At 33.8% G+C, this 23,872-nt stretch carries 18 protein-coding genes; 15 read left to right on the forward strand and 3 right to left on the reverse strand.

Annotated elements, in window-relative coordinates; genetic code table 11:
* The first annotated feature begins 407 nt into the window (after positions 1 to 407).
* The 5 genes from ACNQGD_RS07180 to ACNQGD_RS07200 all read left to right on the forward strand — a co-directional run bounded on the left by ACNQGD_RS07180 (position 408) and on the right by ACNQGD_RS07200 (position 5,478).
* Positions 408 to 1,352 (forward strand): zinc metalloprotease, encoded by a 945-nt coding sequence (locus tag ACNQGD_RS07180; protein WP_417998811.1) that lies wholly within the window; start codon positions 408 to 410, stop codon positions 1,350 to 1,352.
* A 257-nt stretch (positions 1,353 to 1,609) separates the two neighbouring features.
* Complete coding sequence (locus ACNQGD_RS07185; RefSeq protein WP_417998812.1) at positions 1,610 to 2,557, forward strand: zinc metalloprotease; 948 nt, start codon at positions 1,610 to 1,612, stop codon at positions 2,555 to 2,557.
* A 76-nt stretch (positions 2,558 to 2,633) separates the two neighbouring features.
* The gene (locus ACNQGD_RS07190; RefSeq protein WP_417997216.1) at positions 2,634 to 3,725 is read left to right on the forward strand and encodes an AI-2E family transporter; all 1,092 of its coding nucleotides are present in this window, start codon (positions 2,634 to 2,636) and stop codon (positions 3,723 to 3,725) included.
* A gap of 2 nt (positions 3,726 to 3,727) precedes the next feature.
* The gene (locus ACNQGD_RS07195) at positions 3,728 to 4,909 is read left to right on the forward strand and encodes a THUMP-like domain-containing protein (protein WP_417998813.1); all 1,182 of its coding nucleotides are present in this window, start codon (positions 3,728 to 3,730) and stop codon (positions 4,907 to 4,909) included.
* 2 nt (positions 4,910 to 4,911) lie between these two features.
* Positions 4,912 to 5,478, forward strand: coding sequence for a hypothetical protein (locus tag ACNQGD_RS07200; protein ID WP_417998814.1), 567 nt, complete (start codon positions 4,912 to 4,914; stop codon positions 5,476 to 5,478).
* A 4-nt stretch (positions 5,479 to 5,482) separates the two neighbouring features.
* Here the strand turns inward: ACNQGD_RS07200 and ACNQGD_RS07205 are convergent, their stop codons facing one another.
* Both ACNQGD_RS07205 and ACNQGD_RS07210 read right to left on the reverse strand, forming a co-directional pair.
* Positions 5,483 to 6,142, reverse strand: a complete 660-nt coding sequence (locus ACNQGD_RS07205) for a M15 family metallopeptidase (RefSeq protein ID WP_417998815.1) — start codon at positions 6,140 to 6,142, stop codon at positions 5,483 to 5,485.
* A gap of 638 nt (positions 6,143 to 6,780) precedes the next feature.
* Positions 6,781 to 11,082 carry a M4 family metallopeptidase gene (locus ACNQGD_RS07210; RefSeq protein ID WP_417998816.1) on the reverse strand — a complete coding sequence of 1,434 codons (4,302 nt, stop codon included), beginning with the start codon at positions 11,080 to 11,082 and terminating at the stop codon, positions 6,781 to 6,783.
* Positions 11,083 to 11,430: 348 nt separating this feature from the next.
* Here ACNQGD_RS07210 and ACNQGD_RS07215 point away from each other — a divergent pair, with 348 nt between their 5' ends.
* The 5 genes from ACNQGD_RS07215 to ACNQGD_RS07235 all read left to right on the forward strand — a co-directional run bounded on the left by ACNQGD_RS07215 (position 11,431) and on the right by ACNQGD_RS07235 (position 17,381).
* Positions 11,431 to 11,634: an SOS response-associated peptidase family protein gene (locus tag ACNQGD_RS07215; protein WP_417998817.1), complete on the forward strand. Its 204-nt coding sequence runs from the start codon at positions 11,431 to 11,433 to the stop codon at positions 11,632 to 11,634.
* Between the two features lie 125 nt (positions 11,635 to 11,759).
* Entirely contained in the window at positions 11,760 to 12,995 is a 1,236-nt protein-coding gene (locus ACNQGD_RS07220; RefSeq protein ID WP_417998818.1) for a TolC family protein, read from the forward strand.
* Positions 12,964 to 13,914, forward strand: coding sequence for an efflux RND transporter periplasmic adaptor subunit (locus ACNQGD_RS07225; RefSeq protein WP_417998819.1), 951 nt, complete (start codon positions 12,964 to 12,966; stop codon positions 13,912 to 13,914). The genes ACNQGD_RS07220 and ACNQGD_RS07225 overlap by 32 nt, the downstream gene beginning before the upstream one ends.
* Positions 13,915 to 14,104: 190 nt before the next feature.
* Positions 14,105 to 17,155 carry an efflux RND transporter permease subunit gene (locus ACNQGD_RS07230; RefSeq protein ID WP_417998820.1) on the forward strand — a complete coding sequence of 1,017 codons (3,051 nt, stop codon included), beginning with the start codon at positions 14,105 to 14,107 and terminating at the stop codon, positions 17,153 to 17,155.
* A gap of 64 nt (positions 17,156 to 17,219) precedes the next feature.
* Complete coding sequence (locus ACNQGD_RS07235; protein WP_417998821.1) at positions 17,220 to 17,381, forward strand: hypothetical protein; 162 nt, start codon at positions 17,220 to 17,222, stop codon at positions 17,379 to 17,381.
* 250 nt (positions 17,382 to 17,631) lie between these two features.
* Here the strand turns inward: ACNQGD_RS07235 and ACNQGD_RS07240 are convergent, their stop codons facing one another.
* Positions 17,632 to 17,826 carry a hypothetical protein gene (locus ACNQGD_RS07240; RefSeq protein WP_417998822.1) on the reverse strand — a complete coding sequence of 65 codons (195 nt, stop codon included), beginning with the start codon at positions 17,824 to 17,826 and terminating at the stop codon, positions 17,632 to 17,634.
* Positions 17,827 to 18,430: 604 nt separating this feature from the next.
* Here ACNQGD_RS07240 and ACNQGD_RS07245 point away from each other — a divergent pair.
* The 5 genes from ACNQGD_RS07245 to zwf all read left to right on the forward strand — a co-directional run bounded on the left by ACNQGD_RS07245 (position 18,431) and on the right by zwf (position 23,871).
* On the forward strand, positions 18,431 to 19,318 hold the full coding sequence (locus ACNQGD_RS07245) for an AraC family transcriptional regulator (RefSeq protein ID WP_417998823.1): 888 nt from the start codon (positions 18,431 to 18,433) through the stop codon (positions 19,316 to 19,318).
* Positions 19,319 to 19,594: 276 nt separating this feature from the next.
* Positions 19,595 to 20,161, forward strand: a complete 567-nt coding sequence (gene hxlB, locus ACNQGD_RS07250; RefSeq protein WP_417998824.1) for a 6-phospho-3-hexuloisomerase — start codon at positions 19,595 to 19,597, stop codon at positions 20,159 to 20,161.
* A 47-nt stretch (positions 20,162 to 20,208) separates the two neighbouring features.
* The gene (gene hxlA, locus ACNQGD_RS07255) at positions 20,209 to 20,850 is read left to right on the forward strand and encodes a 3-hexulose-6-phosphate synthase (RefSeq protein ID WP_132002728.1); all 642 of its coding nucleotides are present in this window, start codon (positions 20,209 to 20,211) and stop codon (positions 20,848 to 20,850) included.
* Between the two features lie 73 nt (positions 20,851 to 20,923).
* Positions 20,924 to 22,330 (forward strand): NADP-dependent phosphogluconate dehydrogenase, encoded by a 1,407-nt coding sequence (gndA, locus tag ACNQGD_RS07260; protein WP_417998825.1) that lies wholly within the window; start codon positions 20,924 to 20,926, stop codon positions 22,328 to 22,330.
* Positions 22,331 to 22,347: 17 nt separating this feature from the next.
* Positions 22,348 to 23,871, forward strand: coding sequence for a glucose-6-phosphate dehydrogenase (gene zwf, locus ACNQGD_RS07265; protein WP_417998826.1), 1,524 nt, complete (start codon positions 22,348 to 22,350; stop codon positions 23,869 to 23,871).
* Position 23,872: the final 1 nt, after the last annotated feature.

Genomic DNA, 23,872 nt, shown 5'->3' on the forward strand with positions numbered 1-23,872 from the left:
ATTAAAATCTAAAATTGAATAGGCCATTTTTATTTAAAACCGTTTCAACAATAAATATTAAACCTACTGTTATTGAAAAAAAAGGAAAAATAACCTCCAAAAAGCTATTCATAGCAAAAAATAAAAAAATTAATTTTATATACATTTATGAAATTATTTTATTTAATGGCAAAATATCTCTTAAATGAATACATTATCACTATAATTAGGAGTGTTGAAATTTGGTAAAAAAAATTTTGTATGAAAGTACTTGTAAATTATAAATCTTTAAAATTAACTAAAAGCAGTAAAATCAATAGAAGGCTATTTTTTTTTAGATTTTTTTTTTAAAAAATTTTTTTTGTGAAATAATTGTTATAGAATTGTGAAATAATTAACCAAATCTATTAATTTATAACAAATTTTTTATGAAAAAAATTCTTTTATCTGCCGCAACATTATTAATGCTTTTCTCTTGTCAAAATGACACAACAGAAACAGCGCTAGAAACTAGTGCTTTAGCACGACGCGGTTGTGCATCTCAAGAAGTTCTGGCTGCACAACTTAAAGCTGACCCTAAATTAGCTTTACGAATGAACGAAATTGAAGCATTTACTCAAAAAGCAATGCTATCTGGTCGTTTAGTAAATGGTAAAGTTGAAATTCCTGTAGTTGTAAATGTTCTATACAGAACAACTGCTGAAAATATTTCATTAACACAAATTCAATCTCAAATTGATGTATTGAATGAAGATTTCAATGCAACTAATTCAGACTTCAGCAGTACTCCTGCTTTATTCTCTGGAGTTGCTGCAAATGTTGGTATTACTTTCGTTTTACAAAGTGTTGTTAGAAAATCTACTACTACAACATCATGGTCTACAAATGATGCTATGAAAAAATCACCAAAAGGGATTGCTCCTACAACACCAACTACTGTTTTAAACATGTGGTCATGTAATATGGGTGGTGGTATTCTTGGTTATGCACAATTTCCTGGCGGAGCTTCTGCTACTGATGGAGTTGTAATTGACAACAATGCTTTTGGAAATACAGGTACAGCTTCTGCACCATTTGATTTAGGAAGAACAGCTACTCACGAGGTAGGTCACTGGATGAACTTACGTCACATTTGGGGAGATGCAACTTGTGGAAGTGATTTAGTTTCTGATACACCTACACATGACACAGCTAACTATGGTGTACCAGCTTACCCACATTACAGCACTTGTTCTGGAACTCCAGTAGAAATGACAATGAATTACATGGATTACACAGACGATAGAGGAATGTACATGTTCTCTAACGGCCAAAAATCAAGAATGGCTGCCATTTTTGTTTCTGGTGGATCAAGAGCAGGTTTCGGAATATAATTTCCTTTTAAACTTAATAACTAAGAGGCAACCTAAAAGTTGCCTCTTTTTATTTATTGACACAACCGTTTTACTCTAAAGCGTTACAGTAAAAATAGCTACTGATATTTGATATATCTAACCTAAAAGCATAATTTCGACTCCTCTTTTAAATTATTATTTTTTAAAATAAATGTTTGAAAATTTGTTTTTTTAAAAAATTTGTTATAAAATTGTTAAATAATTAACCAAAACCATTAATTTATAACAAATTTATTATGAAAAAAATTATTTTATCTGCTGTAACATTACTAATGCTTTTTTCTTGCCAAAATGAAACAACAGAAATGACTCCATCTGCTGATGCGGTTACAAAACGAGGATGTGCATCTCAAGAAGTTTTAGTTGCCCAAATGAAGGCTGATCCAACTTTAGCTTTAAGGATGAACGAAATTGAAGCATTTACACAAAAAGCAATGTTATCAGCCCGTTTAGTAAACGGAAAAGTTCAAATTCCTGTAGTTGTAAATGTTCTTTACAGAACTACTGCTGAAAATATTTCTTTAGCACAAATTCAATCACAAATCGATGTACTAAACCAAGATTTTAACGCAACTAACTCTGATTACAATAATGTTCCTTCATTATTTTCTGGAGTCAAAGCCAATGTGGGTATTTCTTTTGTTTTAGATCAAGTAATCAGAAAATCAACTACTACAACATCTTGGGGAACAACAGATGCAATGAAAAAAACTACTTCGGGTGGTTTAGCTCCAACATCTCCAACCACAAAATTAAATCTTTGGATTTGTACAATTGGTGGTGGAATTTTAGGATATGCTCAGTTTCCTGGGGGATCATCTTCTACGGACGGTGTTGCTATTGATTCTAAATATGTAGGAACCACTGGAAGTGCTACCTACCCTTATAACTTAGGAAGAACTGCTACACACGAAGTTGGTCACTGGATGAACTTACGTCACATTTGGGGAGATGCTACGTGTGGAAGTGATTTAGTTTCTGATACACCTACCCACGATACAGCTAACTATGGTGTACCAGCTTACCCACATTACAGCACTTGTTCTGGAACTCCAGTAGAGATGACAATGAATTACATGGATTACACAGACGATAGAGGAATGTACATGTTCTCTAACGGTCAAAAATCAAGAATGGCTGCTTTATTTGTTTCTGGCGGATCAAGAGCTAGTTTTGGAATATAATTTTTTAGTTTTTTAGATTTTAAAACTCGCTACTAGTTAGCGAGTTTTTTTTATCTTTATAACCTAAAATAGCGATATGATTACATCTAAAACCATTTCAAATGGCATTATAAGAGCATTATTAACAACAGTTCTCGTTGGTTTAATCTTAATGTTCTTTTATAAAATTCAATCTGTACTAATTTATCTAGTGGTATCTTTTATACTTACATTGATTGGGAATCCTATTTTAGACTTTTTCAGAAAACGATTAAAGTTCAACCATATTTTTGCAACAATAGCAACTTTATTTATTTTTATAATGATCATATTCGGGTTTATAATGATGTTTGTTCCTTTGATTTTATCTCAAGGACAAAACCTATCGCTGCTTAACACTACTGAAATTGAAAAAAACATACTCCAGTTAATCAATCAAATTACTGTTTTTTTAGACAACCATCAAATTGATTCTGCACAAGTTTTAAAAGAGGCAAACATTACCTCTAAAATAAATTTCAATATTATTCCTAATTTCTTAAACGCAATTTTAGGAACCATCAGCAGTTTTGGAATGGGATTAGGTTCAGTGCTATTCATCACTTTTTTCTTTTTGAAAGACCGATTAATGTTTATTGCTGGTGCTAAAAAATTAATCCCAGACAGTCATGAAGATCAAATTTTGAATTCATTGGAAAAAATAAATCATTTACTCTCTCGTTATTTTATTGGTTTATTGCTTCAATTATTTATTGTTTTCCTTTTATACCTCATAGTTCTAATTATTTTTGGCGTTCCAAATGCTATTGTTATTGCTTTTTTATGCGCAGTACTAAACATCATACCATATATTGGTCCGTTGATTGCATCATTTTTAGCCGCAATTTTAACCATGATGAGTAATTTAGGAAGTGATTTTCAATCTGAAATTTTGCCTACAACAATTTATGTCTTAATCGGTTTTTGGATTGTTCAAGTAATTGATAATAATTTATCTCAACCTATAATTTTTTCCAAAAGTGTAAGCTCACATCCTTTAGAAATATTTCTTGTCATCTTAATTGCAGGTTTTCTTTTTGGAATACTAGGAATGATTGTAGCAGTTCCTTTATACACTATAATAAAAGTGATTGGAAAAGAATTTTTTCCTGAAAACAAAATCATTCAACTCCTAACTAAAGATATTTAATTTTGGATTTAAGAATTCTGAATGCCGACATACAAGCGTTCATCAATACTAGTATTGGCAAAAGCATTTCGAAGTTAGCGCTTCAAAAAAATCCTTTTCAAGAAGCGGATTGGATTTCTGTTTTGAACCAAATAGAAGCTAAAACAAAAGCTAAAGACAAATTACCTAATTGGTTTTCGACCGAGAATATTATTTATCCCAGTAAAATTTCAATAGAACAAACGTCATCAGAAAAAACGGCAGCCTATAAATCTTCGATTGTATCCGGTGAATCTCTGATTGATTTAACGGGAGGTTTTGGAGTAGATGATTATTATTTTGCAAAGAAAATAAAAAATGTTGCCCATTGCGAAATTAATCCGGAGCTGTCTAATCTTGTAAAGCATAATTTCGAGCAATTAAATGTTTCCAATATCACTTGCTATGCCGGAGACAGTTTAGCGACTTTATCCACTTTAAATTTAAAATGGAATTGGATTTATATTGATCCTTCCAGACGAAATGACACTAAAGGCAAAGTATTCATGCTAAAGGATTGTTTACCAAATGTTCCTGAAAATATTGATTTTTATTTTACTCATTCAAATGCCGTTTTAATAAAAACAGCGCCTATTCTTGATATTTCAGCGGGATTATCCGAATTAAAACACGTAAAAACGATTCATATCGTAGCCTTAGAGAATGAAGTAAAAGAATTATTATGGGAATTACACAAAGGATATTCTGGGCCTATAAGCATTAAAACCGGCAATATTCTAAAGGATAAAACAGAAACATTTGATTTTATTTTGAATGAAGATTCATCACTACCGAACTTTAGTTTGCCTCAAAAGTTTTTATACGAACCCAATAGTGCTATCATGAAATCTGGCGGATTTGATGAAGTAAGCTCATTTTATAATCTAAATAAATTACACAAACATTCGCATTTGTATACCTCAACGGCCTTAATATCTTTTCCGGGGCGCGTTTTTGAAATTCAAAATATATTTCCTTACAATAAAACAGAAATGAAAAATTATTTAGAAAAGAGTCAAGCAAATATCACTACCCGAAATTTTCCTGACAGTGTAGAAACCATTCGAAAAAAATGGAAAATAAAAGACGGAGGAAATGTATATTGTTTTTTCACAACTGATGAAAATAATCATAAAATAGTTTTAATTTGCACCAAAATATCATAAAAATGAAATACGTTATTACATTAACTTTATTGTTGCTCAGCTTGAATATATTTGCTCAAAAACCATGTGAATATAACGCAAATGTTACCGATTCTTTAGGTACTTACAAATCGACAAAAGAATACATGATTAACGAGAAAAATTTCGCAGGAAATTCCAGTTATATTTTTTATTCTTTGGTATTAACAGATGGATTACCAACATTAAACGTACAATTCATCCAAAAAAGCAAAGACTTTTTGAAAGCAAATTGTTTTGATAAAAATTCAAAATTATTTTTACAATTAAACAATGGAAAAATAATCACGTTGATACATATCGATCAAGAGAATTGTGGTACCATGATACGCGACGATAAAGGATTTGACAATAGAGTTAATTCTGGCATTTTCATGTTTATGAAAGATAGCTTTGAAGAATTAAAAAGTTCACCAGTCTCTATGATGCGTATAAAATATTTGACAGATACCGAAGACTATGTCTTCAAAAAAGAGTTTAAATCTGAATTAACGAATGAAATTTACAATCCGGAAACTTATTTTATGGATTACCTAAAATGTATTGAATAGGCGACTATTTACAGTCCCATTTAGCATTAGAAACTTTATCATTCAAACCTGACTTCAAATTGTAATGCCACCATTCTGAATCAAAAGAATTAAAACCGCTGCTAATCATAATTGTTTTTAGTAGTATTCTATTTTGTTTTACTTCTTCTGAAACTTTTGGATAATTGTGGCTTGCTTCAACGCCAAAAAAGTCGAAAGAAGTTCCCATGTCTAATTCTTTTCCATTTTTGTCTACCAAAGTAATATCTACAGCCCCTCCTCTATTATGGATAGAACCTTTGGCAGGGTTTGCAACATATTCTGGGTTAGATATAATTTTCCACATCTTTTTTTGAATGTCCAAAGGGCGGTAACAATCAAAAATTTTGATTTTGTACCCTTTTTTCATGATTTTTTTATTCACTTCAACAAGTGCAGTAACGGTTTTTAAACGCAAAAAACATTCTGCACAATCATATACTTTTGCTTTAAGGAAATTATCAAGGGTTGCATACTTCATATCGTAAACAAAATCTTGACTATACTCTTTTAAATTTACAAATGTAGTATCATTGATAATCGAACTATCTTTTTCCTGAACATCAGAAATAATAGTTTGCGATTTACAAGAAAAAACACAAAAAACAGAACAGAGAAATACAGAAGGTTTGAAGTAAGAAATCATAATTACTATTTTTTATAAAAATAGAATAATAAAAGGGATTTCAAAAAATATAAAAACAAAAAAAAACGATACTAATAAAAGTATCGTTTTTTTTGTGAACCTAATTGGACAAAATTCGAAGATTTTACTAGAAGATTTGAAGCTTTTAGCCGAATATTTTCAAGAATGAAGGTACTAAAAAAAATTAGTTCTAGTTTTATGTAACCTAAAACGACAAGAAATTTAAGAGCAAGACACAATGTGCTATAGTTGTTCTTGCTGCTATATCATGAGCTAAATAGCAAGCTTGTCAGATCATTCCAAACAGTGCACAAAACTCCGCCAGAGTATATTCTGGATGATTTTGCCGCATTCTTAACACTGTTTGGTACCATGCTTTTTTCGAATCTTGATATGGAAGTCACTTTTAGCTACCTCAACAATTTTTGATTTACCTTTCTCATTAATCATTCCAGATGCTTTTCTACTAATTGGAGCATTTGTTTTTATCTTTTTTACGTTTGTGTCTTCATTTCTTGTATTTTAGTGTCAAGCTATACTAGGACGAGACAATAATGGTACTACATTGAATTGTCCGTGCATAAAAAAAGGGCGGATAAATCCGCCCCTTAATCTGAGGAAATTAAAAACCATTAAAGTTATTCTTTTAAGAAACTTTTGTTTAATGATCTTCCATCGGCAGTATTTATTTTTAAAAGGTATAACCCTTTAGAAAAATCTGAAACATCAATATTAGCACTTTTGTTAGGAGATTTCAAATTCTCAACTCTCACAACTTTACCCAAGAAATTGTAAATCGCGATGGATTCAACTGTAGAATCTGACAACTCAATGCTGAGAGAGTTAACAGCCGGATTAGGGTAAATCGTAACCGAATTCTCTTCAATATCCTCCTCAACCACTGGATTTAAAGCTGATTTAGTCGTTGTAGATTTAGCCATTCCAGAACCTGAGATTATAGTAACATCAGTATAATTAGCTACTGTATTAACTCCATCAAGATTTGATGTACTTGCTAATCCTATCAATACTGTTTCCCCAAAATTCACAATATTGGTACCTAATTGTACCCAATTACCATTTGTAGAGGAAGTATATGAAGTAACTGTACTTCCGTTTCTAACTACTCTGATATAATTAGGCAAAATACAAGTAGTAAATATAGAAATTTTAGATTTTTCTCCATCTGCTTTTCTGGATTCAAAATTAACAGCTGTTCCTGTTAAATTAGGGTTTGAAGCGATTGAAGTCATAGCAAACATAGCACTTTTATCTAAAGATCCTCTGATCATTACTCCCGCTCTAGCTGCTCTATTTGTATTATTAAGACTAGTTACTTTAGCAATTATCTCCCCATTACCTATTAATTGTTGGTATGTGAAATTAAACGAATCAATTCTAGAATCATTAAATCCACTTCCAGAAGCTGTAACTTCAAAATTACCGCCTTTGTAACATACTGAACCTGTATTAGTAGTACCCACTGTACCTGATATCCAAGGAGCTGGTGCATCTGTACAATAGATAAAATTATTTACAAGAGTAACAGATCCAGAACCTTTGAATTTACCGGTGTAAGCCCTAAATTGACCTAATGTGTTAACATCTGTCAAAACTCCATTTAATGTAAAGTTTTTTGCTTTGTCATTAGCATCGTCAATGTTTGAACTATTCACTTTCATTGGAATTAAAGCGGATGCATTGTTAAATGCACTTAACTCCTCATTTGTGTAATAAACTGTTAAATCATAAGTAGCTTCAGCGTTTGCAGTATTTATAGCATACGCTTTTTCAGTTCTGGTAGTCGCAATACTTGAAAACGTTTTGGCAGTTGTTCCTTCATCAATAACAGATAAAGTCACACATCCAAGATCTGCAGAAGCATTCTCAACTTTAGCTATTAAAGCGTTATCGGTAGTACTAATGAAATAAATTGAATTTCCTGCATATAGTGTTGCAGTGGCATGTTCTCCTATTTGCGTTTCTATTCCAGCCGGTTTGGCAGAAACAACTACATTGTCAATCGCAAAACTAAATGGAGATCCTGCATTGGAGTCATTAAACCATCTCCATCCAATATAGAAGGACTGACCATCTAATTGATTGATAATACCCGTGTATTTTCCACTTGTATTTACAGCACCAATTGGAGCTGTTCCCACAAATTTCTGAACTGAAATATAAGTGGCACCATCTGTAGAATAAACAAACTCACCAAAGTCAAAAATACTGTTTTCTTCGGCAGCATCTCTTTCTCCACCAGCTTCCCAATCAAAACTTACCGTTACATTACTTGCCCCACTAGCGTTTAATACCGGAGATCTTAAAATAGTATTAGATGGAACATTAGAATTATAAAATGTAGTATTTGTGAGTCCTTCTGTAATAAATGCTCTTCCTGCTCCACTTGACGCACCATTAATTGCCCATACATTCGTTCCTGCAGTGTCTATTAAAACAGTAGACCATCCTGAAGGCAAACCAACTTGTGAGAAAGTTTCTGTAGCTAATAGTTCGAAAACATCTTTACCTGTTCTAGGAACAAAGTCATTATCAACTATAGTAAATACTTGTTTTTCTAATTTACCGTTGTATAAGTAAGACAATACGATCGTTTCATTATTTTCGATTAATGCGTCATCATTTGCGGTAATTTTAAGCGTTTTTGTTTCAGTACCGTTAAAGGTTAAACTTTGATTAGATAGCGTAAAATCCTGTCCTAAAGTTGCAGTACTTCCCGCAATATTAAAGCTTATTGTTGCCGATGGAGAAACCTGATTTCCTGTAATTACAATATCGTATGTGTTAACATCTGAACAACCATCAATTTGATTGTTTTCAGATAAAATTTGATTATTACTGGTGCTGAAAACAATTGTATTAGGAACCCCAGCAGCGTATGCATTTCCAATATCTACTGCATGCCAAGCATTTGTAACTTGTTTTTCTTCATTAGATGCAATTCCGTATAATACTTGAGCAGCTAATATAGAGGCAGCACGCATGTTAGCAAATTTTGCATTAGGAGCAAGCATAGTTTCTGCTAAATACGTAATATTATCAGCTTTGTCATATCCTATAGGTAATACTTTATAGGCATTTCCTTTGTCAGTAATTTGATCATCGGAAGGTTTTTTGTTTTTCCCTAAAGAGAGTGCTTTTCCAGAACCAGTTACCATAAGGTAATACCATTTATTCAGTACACCACTGTTCGTATGCACACCACATTGGTCATTCGCCAAAGTTGGTGTTCCACACTCCGGTTCTTTCCAGTTTAATCCTCCGTAAGAGTCTGGTGCAGTGGCCGCCTTTGGATCATCCATCCATCTCAAAGCTCTTGTGGTAGCTTGACCTGGTCCAACACCTAAATCACGCTCATCAATTTGCTCTCCTATACCCCATGGGTCGTATGGCAAGGTTCCATCAATATTCGTGAGTACGTAATTTTCAACTGAAGCCGCCCATATATCTGAAAAACCTTCATTCATAGCCCCAGATTCTCTTTGGTACACTAAATTAGCAGTAAATTGACAAACACCGTGTCCAATTTCGTGTGCACATACGTCCATTGATGTTAATGGCCCAAAAGAACCATTTGGTTTTGTTCCACCCTGGTAACTACCGTCACCATAAGTCATAGCGCTTCCGTTCCAAAAAGCATTGTCGTAAGCATCACCATAGTGTACATAATTAATGATTTTTGTACCTTTATCATCAAAGCTTGATCTGTTGTGAATGTTTTTCCAATAGTCAAGCACAACTTCCGCGCCCCAATGTGCATCTAGAGCTATATCATCATTATTGAATTCATTGGCAACCGGGTATCTGCTGGTAGCAGAAAAATTATTTTTTTTATGCTCTGCTGAAGTCCAACTGTTATCGGCTGTTTCATTATACAAGGCACTACTGTCTCCATCAAATATAGAAACAGTCAAGTCAGATAATCCTGGTACACTTATCGGAGCACCACCTAAACCTCTGTAACTTTTAGTTTCATTTGAGATGCCAGACGGTGAAATTCCTTTTAATTCCCAAAATCCATTAGCGTTTTTTGAAGTCTGAAAAGCTCTATTTCCCGCATAACGAGTTTCTCCTGTCGCGGCAGTATAAGCTGCAGGGAAAGGCACCATTTTAAATGTGTTGGTCGATGGTCTAGCAATTATTGTTCCGGGTGCTTTAATAGTTTTTGTAACTTCTTCCTTTCCGTTTAATGCTTCTGCATGTTTAATTATGGCATCTAATAGTAAGATTTCTCCGTTTGTTGCATCTACATAAATGTAAGCACGTGATAGTGGTTCAGCAGCGTAAACATTAAACTTGTACGCCAAAGTTAAATCGGCGGCAGGAGTCATGTAATTATCAACGATAACCAATTCACCTTTAGGGTAAACTTCGTTATAGGCGGCTGTAATTTCAGGTGAATTCCCTAAAGACTGAATGTAATCCCATGCATAGGTAGTTGCTCCTACGTGGTTAAGAGCCTTTTGCAAGGCTGCGCTTTCACTTAATCCAGGATTAATGGACATTGAAGGGAGGTTGTAAAACTCTGCAGTAAAACCTTGAACAATGTTTTTAGATGAAATGGCTTTAAAAACGCCGTGTTCTACTTTAATTCCATTATTGTATTGTTGGAATTTGTCAATTTGAATACCGTTTGAATTGATGGTATTTTCCTTTACAAAAGTGGTTCCCTGACTTAAACCTAACACCGCTTGCAAGAAGGCAGGAGTGTCATTTAAAGAAAGCGTTGAACCTGTCGATTTCATCGTGATCAAAGAAGGTGTTCCTAGGTTGGGTTCCATGGTAAAAACCTTCACTCTTTGATCATTTGTTAAATTAGCGGCAATTTGCTGTTCAGTAGACTGAGCATGTAACATCGTTATTCCCTGAAAGCAAAATATTGCAGCGAGGAACACTTTTTTTTGTAATTTTTTAATCATAAAATGTAAAATTAGTTGGTTGGTTAAAAGTAATTAGATAGATGAAACATTTCGATTTCGAACTTATAATTATTCGAAAAACGATTATTTTTTTCCACACTAAAATAAAAACACTTTAACATTAAATTGTGTAAAGCTTCAATAAAATCGATTAACGACATATTTATTTAAAATAAATAAGAATTCTCTGTTTAAATGTGAAGATTGTTATTGTTGTCCGATAATAGAAAAAAAGAGAAGCTGTAAAATCAGCTTCTCAATTAAATTTGTAAATTGTCTAAAAAAACGATACGTATCAGTAATTATTTTTTCCGTAAATCTGTTTTCGGACAGCTGATTTAATAATTGATGGTAAATAATAAAAGATGCTTGGTTATTGCTAGTGGGTATTACGAATGGCAATCGTTGGATCCAAAAGGGAAAGTAAAACAAAAATACGAATTGTGCTTGCCCAAAGAAGATCTGTTTACTTTTGCAGACGCAAAAAGGGGCCAGAACCATTGCACTGAACAAAACTACAAATTAACTGTATTTGCCTACGGCGGATTTTAGTGCAAAACCAGAGCCAACAGCAGAAAACCCAAAACCACGAGCAGGAATAGTACTTAATTCGTTCGTTATTCTAGTTGTTGAGCCAATTTCTAAATAGTGTCATTCTTTTTACATAAATTTATCCAATGAAATGGAAGCTTTTACTATTAATTTTTATTTGTTTCAAATCTTTTTCGCAAGAAAAAGATTTGAATTACTTCATTACCAAAGCACAAAATAATTCTCCTTTACTTAAAGATTACAGCAATCAAATAAAATCAGCGACACTGGATAGTTTATTGAATCGAGCAGTTTATAAGCCACAAGTTACCGGAAATCTTAATGTTAATTATGCGCCTATAATTAATGGTTTTGGTTATGATACCGCGCTAAGTAACGGACAATCTGTTTCGGGTTTGATAGGTGTTAACCAGAAAATAATTGGAAAAAAAAGAATCAATTCACAATCAGATTCATTCCAATTGATAAAGCAAGCTTTAATTTTGAATCAAAAAATTACTTTAAAAGATTTAAACAAAACCATTGTTGCTCAATATATTTCGGCTTCGGCAAGTTCAGAACAAATTGGTTTTAATCAGAAAATTGCAACTCTTTTAAAAAAAGAAACAAGCATTCTAAAAAAATTAACCCAAAATGCAGTTTATAAACAAACGGATTATTTAATTTTTAGTGCAACGGTAAAGCAACAGGATTTAGTATTATTACAATTAAAACAGCAATATCAAAATGATTTGGCTTTGTTGAATTACCTTTCAGGAGAAACCGATACGACTTTTATTAATTTAAAAAAGCCTGAAATTACTTTGAAAGAGAGTCGATCTTCTAAGAAAATAGTTTTTGTGAAACAATTTGAAGTGGACAGTCTGAAACTTCAGAATCAAAATAAATTCATTGATTACAGTTATAAACCGTCCTTGTCTTTATTAGGTGATGCAGGTTATAATTCCAGTTTTGCTTATCAGGCATATAAAAATTTTGGATTTAGTGTGGGTTTAGGACTGTCAATTCCTATTTATGATGGCAACCAACGTACTTTGCAGCATCAAAAAAATGATGCGGCATTAGCTACTAATTTAGCTTATAAAAGCAATTTTAATAAACAATACCAACAACAATTATTGATGTTGAATTTGAATTTGAAACAATCAGCAGCTGTAGAACATCAGTTGCAATCGCAGCTTCTTATTGCTGACGCATTAATTGAAGCGAATAAAAAATTATTGCTTACCGGAGATGCACAAATCACAGAATATAGTATTGCTGTTGGCAATTTAATAGCCATCAAAAATGCCATTTCCCAAAATAATAGCAACAAACTCCAAATCATAAATGAAATTAATTATTGGAGTTTTAATGACTAATTCTATGAAGAAAACAATTCTATTTTTTATCCTTACAGCACTTTTTTTTATTTCCTGTAAAAATAGCAACGAAGTCGAAAAAATAATTGACGCGAGTGTTCCTGTGACTTTAACGACTATTGATACCCGTTCAATTCAAAGTTATATTGATCTGAATGCTACAGCCGCTTATTTGGTAAAAAATGTTATAAAAGCAAATGCTACGGGGTATTTAAATTCAGTTAATGTGGCTTCCAATGATTATGTTTCTAACGGGGCGATATTATTTTCGATAAAAACCCGTGAAGCAAAAGTGCTAGGGAATACGATTAATAAAATTGATCCAAGTTTAAACTTTGGCGGAGCCATAAAAGTAAGAGCAAATACTAATGGCTTTGTAACTTCAGTAAATGTGCAACAAGGTGATTATGTTCAGGATGGTGATCCATTAGTTTCTATCAATGACTCCAATAGTTTTGCTATTGTTCTGAGTTTGCCTTATGAGTTCAAAAAATATGTTTCAATCAATGAAGAACTAACGGTAATCCTGCCGGATAGTACTTTGGTAAAAGCGAAAGTTCAAAAATACATGCCTACTGTCGATGCCACTTCGCAAACGCAAAGTGTGATTCTAAAAGTAATTGGCAAACATGATATTCCAGAGAATTTAATTGTAAAAGTCAGAATTAATAAAAGTTCCAATTTAAAAACTGTTTCGTTGCCAAAAGCAGCCGTTTTAAGTAATGAAACGGAAACGGATTTTTGGATTATGAAACTGATTAATAACAATACAGCAATAAAAATTCCAATAAAAAAAGGAGTAGAAACTCAAGATAAAGTAGAGATTCTGTCGCCGGTTTTAACTCCTGAAGATAAAATTTTACTTTCAGGAAATTATGGTGTTGCAGATACAATTAAAGTAAAAGTGATGAAGAATTAATGAGTGTAATACCATTTGAGTCTTTGAAATTACCCTGTACTTTTTTCGTCAATTGCCACTGGTTTTAACCAGCGGATTGGGATGAGTCAGTTGATTGGCTTTAGCCGAAATAACACCTAAATTTTGGCTAAAGCCAATCACTGTAAATCTATAACATTGGCTAAAGCCAATGACAATTCAAAAATATGAAATGAATAACTTTTTTGTCAAACATAAAAACGGACTGAGTGCCATCATTTTTCTAATTATTCTGGGGGGCTTTTTTGCGTATTCTAAAATGCAAACCAGTTTATTTCCCGAAATTACTTTTCCGAAAATAAAAATCATTGCTGATGCGGGACAACAACCCATCGATAAAATGATGATTACGGTTACAAAACCGTTGGAAAATGCCATAAAAAAAGTACAGGATTTAAAAACAATCAGGAGCACAACCAGCAGAGGAAGTTGTGAGATTTCGGCATTCATGGATTGGAAGTCCGATATCGATTTGAGTAAAACCAGGATAGAAGAGCAAATCAATCAGATAAAAAATAATCTTCCGCCAGATACACAAATTTCAGTCGAAAAAATGAATCCTTCGATTCTTCCGGTAATTGGATATGCTATAGAAGGAAAAGGACTCTCCGCTATTGAACTCAAAAAAATAGCCAATTATACCATAAAACCTTTCCTTTCTCAAATTGATGGTGTTTCTGAGATTCGGATTATTGGCGGAAAAGAAAAAGAATATTGGTTGTCACTTGATTTTACTAAAATGACAGCATTAGGAATTACACCGGATGCTATCACACAAGTATTAAGTCAAACTAATTTTATTAAATCCAATGGGTATTTGTCGGATTACCGGTATTTATATCTTACAATTACAGATGCTCAGGTTGATAAAAAGGAGGAATTGGAAAATCTGGTTATTCGTAATAACGGAAAAGGAATTGTAACGGTAAAAGATATTGCTTCGGTGGAAATTAGGGAAGCTAAAGAATACATAAAAGTTAATGCCAATGGTAAAGAAAGTATTCTTATAGCAGTTCTCAAGCAACCCAATTCAAATTTGATTACGCTATCAGAGGCGATGCATGATAAACTGGAATCATTAAAAAAAATCCTTCCGAAAAACATAAAAATAACGCCATTTTATGAGCAGGCCAGTTTTGTAAATGATGCAGTAAAAAGTGTAACGGATAGTTTGTTAATAGGACTTTTGTTGGCCATAATTGTTGCTGTTTTATTTTTAAAATCGGTGAAAGCCAGTGCCACTATTTTGATTGTTATTCCCGTTACTTTAGGACTCACACTAATTGTTTTGTACCTAACCGGACAAACATTCAATATTATGACTTTGGGAGCGATTGCAGCGGCTTTAGGATTAATTATTGACGATGCGATTGTAGTTGTAGAGCAAACTCATAGAACACACGAGGAACATCCTGATGAGCCTACTGTATCTCTTTTGCAAAAGGCAGTTCACTATTTGTTTCCGGCAATGGTAGGTTCTTCCATAAGTACGATTGTGATTTTTATTCCTTTTGTTTTAATGAGCGGTGTTGCTGGTTCGTATTTTAAAGTGTTAACGGATACGATGATAATCACTTTGGTCTGTTCTTTTTTTGTGACTTGGCTGTTACTTCCGGTGGTTTATTTATTGCTTTCCAAAAAAGAAAATAATTCTCAATCGAAAAACGAAACTGAAATCCATGACGTAAAAACGCAGACTTGGGTAGCTTATTTTATTGGAAAACCGATAATTAGTATTTCATTTTGTATCGTTCTGGTACTTTCTATTTTTATTATACTGCCTAATTTAGAAACTGGTTTTTTACCAGAAATGGATGAAGGGAGTATCATTTTGGATTATGAAAGCCCGCCAGGAACTTCACTTGAAGAGACTGATAGAATGCTCAAAGAAGTGGAAAAAATAATTATAAAAATTCCTGAAGTAGAAGCGTACAGTCGCCGTACAGGAACACAAATGGGATTTTTTATAACGGAACCCAATCGCGGGGATTATTTGATTCAATTGAAAAAGGACCGAAGTAAAACTAGCAATGCTATTATTGATGAAATCAGACAAAAAGTAGAAGCGACTCAGCCTGCTTTACGTATTGATTTTGGTCAGGTGATAGGCGATATGTTGGGAGACTTAATGAGTTCTGTTTCGCCCATTGAAGTAAAAATATTTGGCAATAATCAAGCTGAACTACAAAAAATAGCCAAAAAAGTAAATGCAATTGTCGAAAAAGTAAAAGGTACCGCTGATGTATTTGACGGTATTATTTTGGCGGGACCATCCATAAATATTGTGCCTAATTATACTCAGTTAGCGCAGTATGGAATCACTCCAGCCGACTTGCAATTTCAGTTGCAAACTGCGCTTGAAGGGAATGTTATTGGGAATTTATTAGAGAATGAACGCATAATTCCCATTCGATTAATCTATAAAAATTCAGAAAAAAGAAGTTTAGAAAACATTAAAAAATTGCAACTTTTTTTACCAAATGGACAATCCATTCCTATCTCCAGTTTAGTTACTATTTCAGCTCAAAAAGGAGTAGCTGAAATAGAACGAGAAAATCTCCAAATGATAAGTGTGGTGACCGGAAGACTGGATAATAGAGATTTAGGAAGTGTGATGAAGGATATTCAAACACAAGTTACACGTAATATTCATTTACCAAGTGGTTATTATATAGAATATGCAGGAGCTTATAAAGAGCAACAGCAATCGTTCAAGGAGTTGTTGATGATCCTAATCGCTTCTTCCTTATTGGTTTTTGGTGTGATCTTATTTTTATTTAGAGATTTTAGAGTAGCATTGGTAATTTTAATAATTTCTGTTTTGGGAATTGCAGGAAGTTATATCTTGCTTTTTCTAACAGGAACGCCATTAAACGTGGGGAGTTACACAGGAATTATTATGATAGTAGGAATAATAAGTGAGAATGCTATTTTTACTTTTTTACAATTTAGAGAAACTTTTAAATTGACACGGAATGTAAATGAATCTATAATTTATTCAATTTCCACTCGTTTGCGCCCCAAATTAATGACCGCGCTTGGAGCAATCATAGCCTTATTTCCCCTTGCAATGGGAATTGGGACGGGTTCAGAATTGCATCAGCCACTAGCGATTGCAGTTATTGGAGGATTCATTATGGCGATGCCTTTACTTTTAATTGTATTGCCCACTTTATTGTTTTTAGTTTTCAAGAATGAAAAACATTTTAAACATTTTACGTAGATTAATATTAAATGAGTTCAGAATTAATCTATAATTTTTAAAAAAATGAGATGTTAAAATTATTGTGTCAGTATTTTTTAGTATCGATACTGTAAATGCGCAGGCAGTAAAAACAAATACTATTTTGAAGAAAGAGATTCCTCAAAATATTAAATTCAATTATAAACAGCTTATTATTCCGGCTCTATTGTTGGGATATAGCTTTATTGGTATTGAAAGTGACTAGATAAAAAAAAATAATTTAGAAATCCAAACGGAAGTAAAAGAAGATAATGATACCAAGACAACTATTGATAATTTTTCTCAGTATGCAACCTTCGTTTCAGTTTATGCGCTTAATGCAGCAGGAATAAAAGGAAAAAATAACCTGAAGGATCTTCTGTAAAATTGGTGACTTCCTATATCATAATGTCAGCATTCGTTTTGGGATTAAAATCGTTAACCTAGGCCAAAAGATCTGACGGAAGTTCAAAAAATTATTTTCCATCAGGACACATTGCTATTGCTTTTGCCGAAACTGAATTTTTATGACAGTAATACAAAGACAAATCAATTTGGTATGGAATTTCAGGATATCTGGTTGCTATAGTAACCGGAGTATTTAGAATTATCGTTGATAAACATTGGCTGACAGATCTTAAAGCTGGCGCTGGAATTGGTATTTTAAGCACCAAAATTGTCTATTAGATAAATCCTTGATATAAATAAGAAATTATTTAGATCCGAAAGAAATAATACAACATCAGTTACTGCACCTTTTTACAATTGAAAAGAATTAGGATTATGCTTTGCGAGGACTTTTTGAAATAACATTGAACCTCTTATTTATATTTATAACTAAAAGTGTAACTCCTATTTGCATTGCAGCACCTGTCATTTTGTTCTTATGACGTTTATTCAGAAAGGAGGCAATTTTTCAAGAATAATCCATATACATTGGACTTTTTATGATCATTACAGCACTCATTTTTACCCTTTTAAAATTAAATATTAACAGAATAAACAGTACTGAATCTAATTTAAGCCTAATTTCAAGCAAAACTATTTTCTTGAAATTTAGAAAAACGTATATTTGTCCCTTATTTTTTAAATAAATTTACTTCTACTTCGTTTTTCGAATATTTTACATAGTTACAAATCTATTAATTTCATGTAAACAGAAAAACACTTGTATTAATTAAGCTAATTGAATTTAATAAATTATAGTTACAAGTATTATCGTTTGCTTAAAGTTGGTAATTTGAGCGCGCTATGCAGTTAAATAGAAAATATCACATGGACTTAAAAAGGTTTGAGATTAAGAAAAATATTCAAAAAACGGATGATAAAAATTTGTCTTTCCGCGTTTTTGACCTCGGGACGGAAAGTATTCAAGATTATTTGAAACCACATAAAAAAGATCATTTTTGCATCATCCTAGTGGAGTCTGGAACTAGTAAAATACATATCGAAGACAAAATATATTTATTAAATTCAGGAAAAATAGCCGTTATATTTCCAGATCAAATTCACTTTTTATCTAATCTGAGTACTGATTTGACAGGTAAAATTATATTATTTGAAGAAGTATTGTTTTGTTCCGATATATTAAAAAATGAGCTTAGTGCTTATAATGTTAACCTATCAGCACACCTGAATTGTACTGCACTTTCTAGCCTTGAATTTGAACAGGTGCTTCCAATTATAAAGAATATACAAGACATTTACAACGCCCCCAGCCTTGTCAAAAAGGAACAGGCGCGTTTTTATATCAAAATTTTCCTTTTGGGACTCATAGAATCGATACATGGGCAGCATCCTGTTTTACATCATGATGCGCAAGGACCAAATCAACATACTTATATCGAATTTAAAAAACTTTTGAACCATCAATATAAAAGTGAGCGTACCGTACAATACTATGCCTCAAAACTGGCTATCAGTACTAAAAAACTCAATGCACTGAATAAAAAATATTCTGGCGAAACTGCTATAAATGCTATCCACAACCGAATCCTTACAGAAATTAAACGACAATTACTGTTTAGTGATCTCTCACACAAAGAAATAGCATTTGACCTTGGGTTCAGTTCCCCATCTGCACTTAATAAATTTGTAAAAGCTAAACTAAAGGAAACCCCAACGGACCTACAAAACGAACTGGCGCAAATTTATACCGCATAGTCTTGTTTATATAACACCCTACCCTCACTGCTACTATATCTTTGCATCAGTAATTAGAACTACAAAAAAGACTTACTGCTGTTGCTAAAAAGCGATTCCAGCTTAATTATTTAGTTTAATGCTGTTTAGGAGGAATTAAACTAAAAGGTATCCTGTACTTTCAATTACGCAATACCAAAAGGCAAACACTCGAGAACAGCATGTATAATTACCCAATCGTATTGCTACGAATTGGAATAGTTAAAGGAACGCATGACTTTACTTAAAATAAAACAAATGAACACTGATACTTTGACAAACAATAATTTGCTTGCTATTTTAGAGGAAAATAGACAACTGGCAAATCAAATAAATCCTCAACAGATAAAAGTTTTGGTTCACGAAATTAAAGCCGCCAAACGAATTTTTGTTATGGCAGCTGGGAGGAGCGGACTTGCATTAAAAATGGCGGCTATGCGGTTTATGCATTTAGGGTATACGGTATTCATTGTAGGAGAAACAAATACACCTGCTATTCTAAAAGGAGATTTACTACTTATGGCATCAGGTTCGGGTACTACTTCTTCTGTACTATCATCAGCTGAGAAGGCGAAGAGTCAAGAAGCTACAATTATTGCTATTACTGCCGATGCAGAAAGCAAATTAGCCGTAGTGGCAGACACTATTATATTAGTAAATGCTGCAACAAAAACAGACTTCGGTATTTCCGTTTCTCAACAATATGCGGGCAGCCTTTTTGAACAGTTTACATTATTGGTGTTAGAAAGTGTTTTTATGACCTTATGGCAAGAATCAGGTTTGACTAAAGAAGACCTATGGCCCAAACACGCCAACCTGGAATAACTATTTTTTTATATTATTTATTATTAATTTTTTTTATACATTTAGACATGACAAAATTACAAGTCGCAATTGATTTACTTACTACAGAAGCAGCATTAGAATTGGCACACAAAGTAGCTCCGTACGTGGACATTATAGAATTAGGAACACCGCTAATTAAATCGGAAGGTCTAAAAGTGGTTACGGCAATGAAAGCCGCTTTCCCTGACAAATTAATTTTTGCAGACATGAAAATTGCAGATACTGGTTTCTTAGAAGCTGAAATCGCATTTTTAGCAGGTGCAGATTTAGTAACAGTTATGGGTGCTGTTGATAATGCTACCATAAAAGGAGCGGTAGAAGCTGCAAAGAAACACGGTAAAAAGGTAGTAGTTGATACTATTGGAGTTAAAAACAGAGTAGAAAGAGCTCAAGAGGTAACTGCTTTTGGAGTTGCTTTTGTAGAGTTACATGCTGGTCTTGACGAACAAACATTAGCAGGATACTCTGTACAAACACTTATTAGCGAAGGAAAACTAGCAAAAGTTCCCTTTTCTGTTGCAGGTGGTGTAAACATCGATACAATTAAAGATGTTGTAGCTGCTGGTGCAGATGTAGCTGTTGCAGGTGGTGCCATTTATGGTGCTGAAGATCCCGCTGCTGCTGCAAAAGCATTAAAAGAAGCTATAAACAGTGTAACTGTAGCGTAATTATTGGATGAAGGCTGGAATTTACAAATAAATTCCAGCCTTTTTTTTTGTATAATAAATTTAGATACTAATTATGAAAACATTTGATTTTGGTATAGTGGGCTTAGGGGTAATGGGTCGGAATCTGCTCTTAAATATGGCGGACCAAAAGCATGCTGTAGCAGGCTTGGATTTGGATACGGAAAAAGTTTTATCCCTGACACAGGAAGCTAATTCCCAGCACCAAATTAAGGCCACAACAGAAGTAAAAGAGTTTCTGGAACTTCTTAAACAACCAAGAGCAATTATGATATTAGTACCCGCAGGAAAACCTGTGGATACTGTTATTCAAAGCCTACTGCCCCACCTAGATAAAGGAGACATTCTTATCGACGGAGGCAATACCTATTTTACAGATACCGACCGTAGATTTACAGAATTATCAGCCAAAGGGATCCATTTTTTTGGAATGGGCATCTCTGGTGGGGAAAAAGGAGCCCGATTTGGCCCGAGCCTTATGCCCGGCGGTAATAAAGAAGCCTATGAAAGACTTCGGCCTATTTTTGAATCCATAGCGGCCAAAGTGGATGGGGAACCTTGTGTAGAATATTTAGGCAATGGATCTGCAGGTAATTACGTAAAAATGGCCCATAACGGAATCGAATATGGTATTATGCAGCTTATTTCTGAGGTATACGATCTTATGAAACGAGGGTACGGTCTAGACGATACTACGATTCAAAAAGTGTTTGAAGACTGGAATGACACCGAACTTCAATCCTACTTGATTGAAATTACAGGACATATTTTAAAGAAAACAGATACCGACGGCCAAAAGCTAATAAATGTAATCTCGGATTGGGCAAAATCTAAAGGAACCGGAAAATGGACTTCCCAAAATGGGATGGACTTAGAGGTACCGCTGCCCACTATAGACGCTGCGGTAACCCTGCGTAATATGTCTAAAAACAAACCAGAAAGAATTCTAGCTTCGGCAAAATTAATTTGGAATGCGGAACAAAGTAACACTGACTTGCCTTTGGTTATAGAAGCGCTTAAAGGAGCGTTACATTTTTCTATATTAATAACCTATGCTCAAGGATTAGCATTGTTAACCAAAGCTTCACAAGAGTATAATTATAATCTAAACCTGGAGACCATAGCTAAAATTTGGCGTGGTGGATGTATTATTCGTTCGGTAGCACTTGAAGATTTCAGACAGGCTTATGCTAAGAATGGAGAACTAAAAAACATACTGCTCGATGATACTATTGCTGAGGCCATAAACCAAAATCAATCCAGCATTAGATCTACGGTACAATTCGCAGTTCAAAAAGGGATACCTATTGCGGGTTTAATGAATTCCTTAGCTTATTTTGATGCTTACCGATCTGAAACGCTTCCTACTAACCTTATACAAGCGCAGCGTGACTACTTCGGGGCACATACGTATGAGCGCATTGATACTAACGGTACATTCCACACAGAGTGGAATGACTAAATTTTAAATGGAACAAAATGAATAATCTCGATACTATAAAGCCAACCATCATTCTTGTTTTTGGGGCAACAGGCGATTTAGCAAAAAGAAAGCTTTTCCCTGCCTTTTATAATCTTTATCTTGATGGTCGAATGCCAGAAAAGTTTGAGATCATTGCGCTTGGAAGAGCAATAAAAGACGATGAGACCTACAGAAGCGATGTGAGCAATAACCTGACAGCGTTTTCCAGAAATAAAATAACCTCTGATAAAGCCTATCAGAAATTTGCTTCTCATATCACTTATTTACAAAATGATATCGACCAAGAAGAATCATTTCAAGTACTGAAATTAAAGTTGGACGCCATAGATTTGTCTTTTGGGGAACGTGGTAACAGGCTTTTTTACCTGTCAATAGCACCCTCTTTAATTGCAACGATCTCTAACAATATTAAAAAACTAGACCTTGCCGCTAATCCGGAACAGGATCGCATCATTATTGAAAAACCTTTTGGTTACAATAAAAGTTCTGCAGAGTTGCTAAATAAGCTATTGTCAGAAACCTTTGAAGAGAAACAGATTTACCGAATAGATCACTATCTGGGCAAAGAAACCGTGCAGAATATCCTGGCTTTCCGCTTTGGAAATTCAATGTTTGAGCCACTCTGGAACCGTAATTTTATTGATTCTATACAGATTACTGTTGCAGAAGAAGTTGGAGTTGAAGACCGTGGCGGTTTTTATGAAGGAGCCGGAGCACTCAGGGATATGATACAAAACCACCTGATGCAAATTTTAACCATGGTAGCGATGGAAGCCCCCAATTCATTGCAAGCAGATGAAATCAGAAACCGCAAAGCTGACGTTTTAAAAGCAATACGCCGCATAACTCCTGAGGAAGTGAAACATTACACGGTAAGGGGTCAGTATGATAAGGGCTCAATAAAAGACAAATCTGTACCTGGATATTTGCAAGAAAAAGGAGTTGCATCCAATTCTAATACAGAAACATTTGTAGCGATGAAATTTTACCTGGATAACTGGCGCTGGCAGGGTGTTCCCTTTTATGTTCGAACGGGCAAAAGAATGAAAGAAAAACAATCCTCTATCGTCATACAGTTCAATCCGGTAACTCATTCTACCTTTTCTTTTGGGAAAGAAAATATGATGCCAAACCGCTTAATTATAAACATTCAGCCAGCTATGGATATTCGGTTACAGTTTATGACAAAAAAACCGGGCCTGTCTCTTTCGCTAAAACCTGCTGAGATGGTGTTTGATTATTTTTCATGCTCTACACAATCACCTGAAGCTTATGAAACACTATTATTGGATGCTTTGCAGGGAGACCCTACATTATTTATGCGTTCGGATCAAGTTGAAGAAGCTTGGGATGTAGTAACTACCATTCAGGAAGCCTGGGAAAATGATAAATTTTCAAGTTTACATAAATATGAAGCTGGTGGCTGGGGCCCTGAGGCAGCAAATGAATTACTAGCCCGTCAGGGACATACTTGGGCATCAAACACACTTAATGACATAGAACAAGAAGAAAAAAAGTAAC

Source organism: Flavobacterium glucosi (genome assembly GCF_048286535.1).
GTDB lineage: Bacteria > Bacteroidota > Bacteroidia > Flavobacteriales > Flavobacteriaceae > Flavobacterium.

Excerpts from the sequence above, each read along its gene's own strand:
- ACNQGD_RS07180 (WP_417998811.1), top strand. The coding sequence starts at position 408 with ATGAAAAAAATTCTTTTATCTGCCGCAACATTATTAATGCTTTTCTCT.
- ACNQGD_RS07185 (WP_417998812.1), top strand. The coding sequence starts at position 1,610 with ATGAAAAAAATTATTTTATCTGCTGTAACATTACTAATGCTTTTTTCT.
- ACNQGD_RS07190 (WP_417997216.1), top strand. The coding sequence starts at position 2,634 with ATGATTACATCTAAAACCATTTCAAATGGCATTATAAGAGCATTATTA.
- ACNQGD_RS07200 (WP_417998814.1), top strand. The coding sequence starts at position 4,912 with ATGAAATACGTTATTACATTAACTTTATTGTTGCTCAGCTTGAATATA.
- ACNQGD_RS07205 (WP_417998815.1), bottom strand. The coding sequence starts at position 6,142 with ATGATTTCTTACTTCAAACCTTCTGTATTTCTCTGTTCTGTTTTTTGT.
- ACNQGD_RS07210 (WP_417998816.1), bottom strand. The coding sequence starts at position 11,082 with ATGATTAAAAAATTACAAAAAAAAGTGTTCCTCGCTGCAATATTTTGC.
- ACNQGD_RS07215 (WP_417998817.1), top strand. The coding sequence starts at position 11,431 with ATGGTAAATAATAAAAGATGCTTGGTTATTGCTAGTGGGTATTACGAA.
- ACNQGD_RS07220 (WP_417998818.1), top strand. The coding sequence starts at position 11,760 with ATGAAATGGAAGCTTTTACTATTAATTTTTATTTGTTTCAAATCTTTT.
- ACNQGD_RS07225 (WP_417998819.1), top strand. The coding sequence starts at position 12,964 with ATGAAATTAATTATTGGAGTTTTAATGACTAATTCTATGAAGAAAACA.
- ACNQGD_RS07230 (WP_417998820.1), top strand. The coding sequence starts at position 14,105 with ATGAATAACTTTTTTGTCAAACATAAAAACGGACTGAGTGCCATCATT.
- ACNQGD_RS07245 (WP_417998823.1), top strand. The coding sequence starts at position 18,431 with ATGGACTTAAAAAGGTTTGAGATTAAGAAAAATATTCAAAAAACGGAT.
- hxlB (WP_417998824.1), top strand. The coding sequence starts at position 19,595 with ATGAACACTGATACTTTGACAAACAATAATTTGCTTGCTATTTTAGAG.
- hxlA (WP_132002728.1), top strand. The coding sequence starts at position 20,209 with ATGACAAAATTACAAGTCGCAATTGATTTACTTACTACAGAAGCAGCA.
- gndA (WP_417998825.1), top strand. The coding sequence starts at position 20,924 with ATGAAAACATTTGATTTTGGTATAGTGGGCTTAGGGGTAATGGGTCGG.
- zwf (WP_417998826.1), top strand. The coding sequence starts at position 22,348 with ATGAATAATCTCGATACTATAAAGCCAACCATCATTCTTGTTTTTGGG.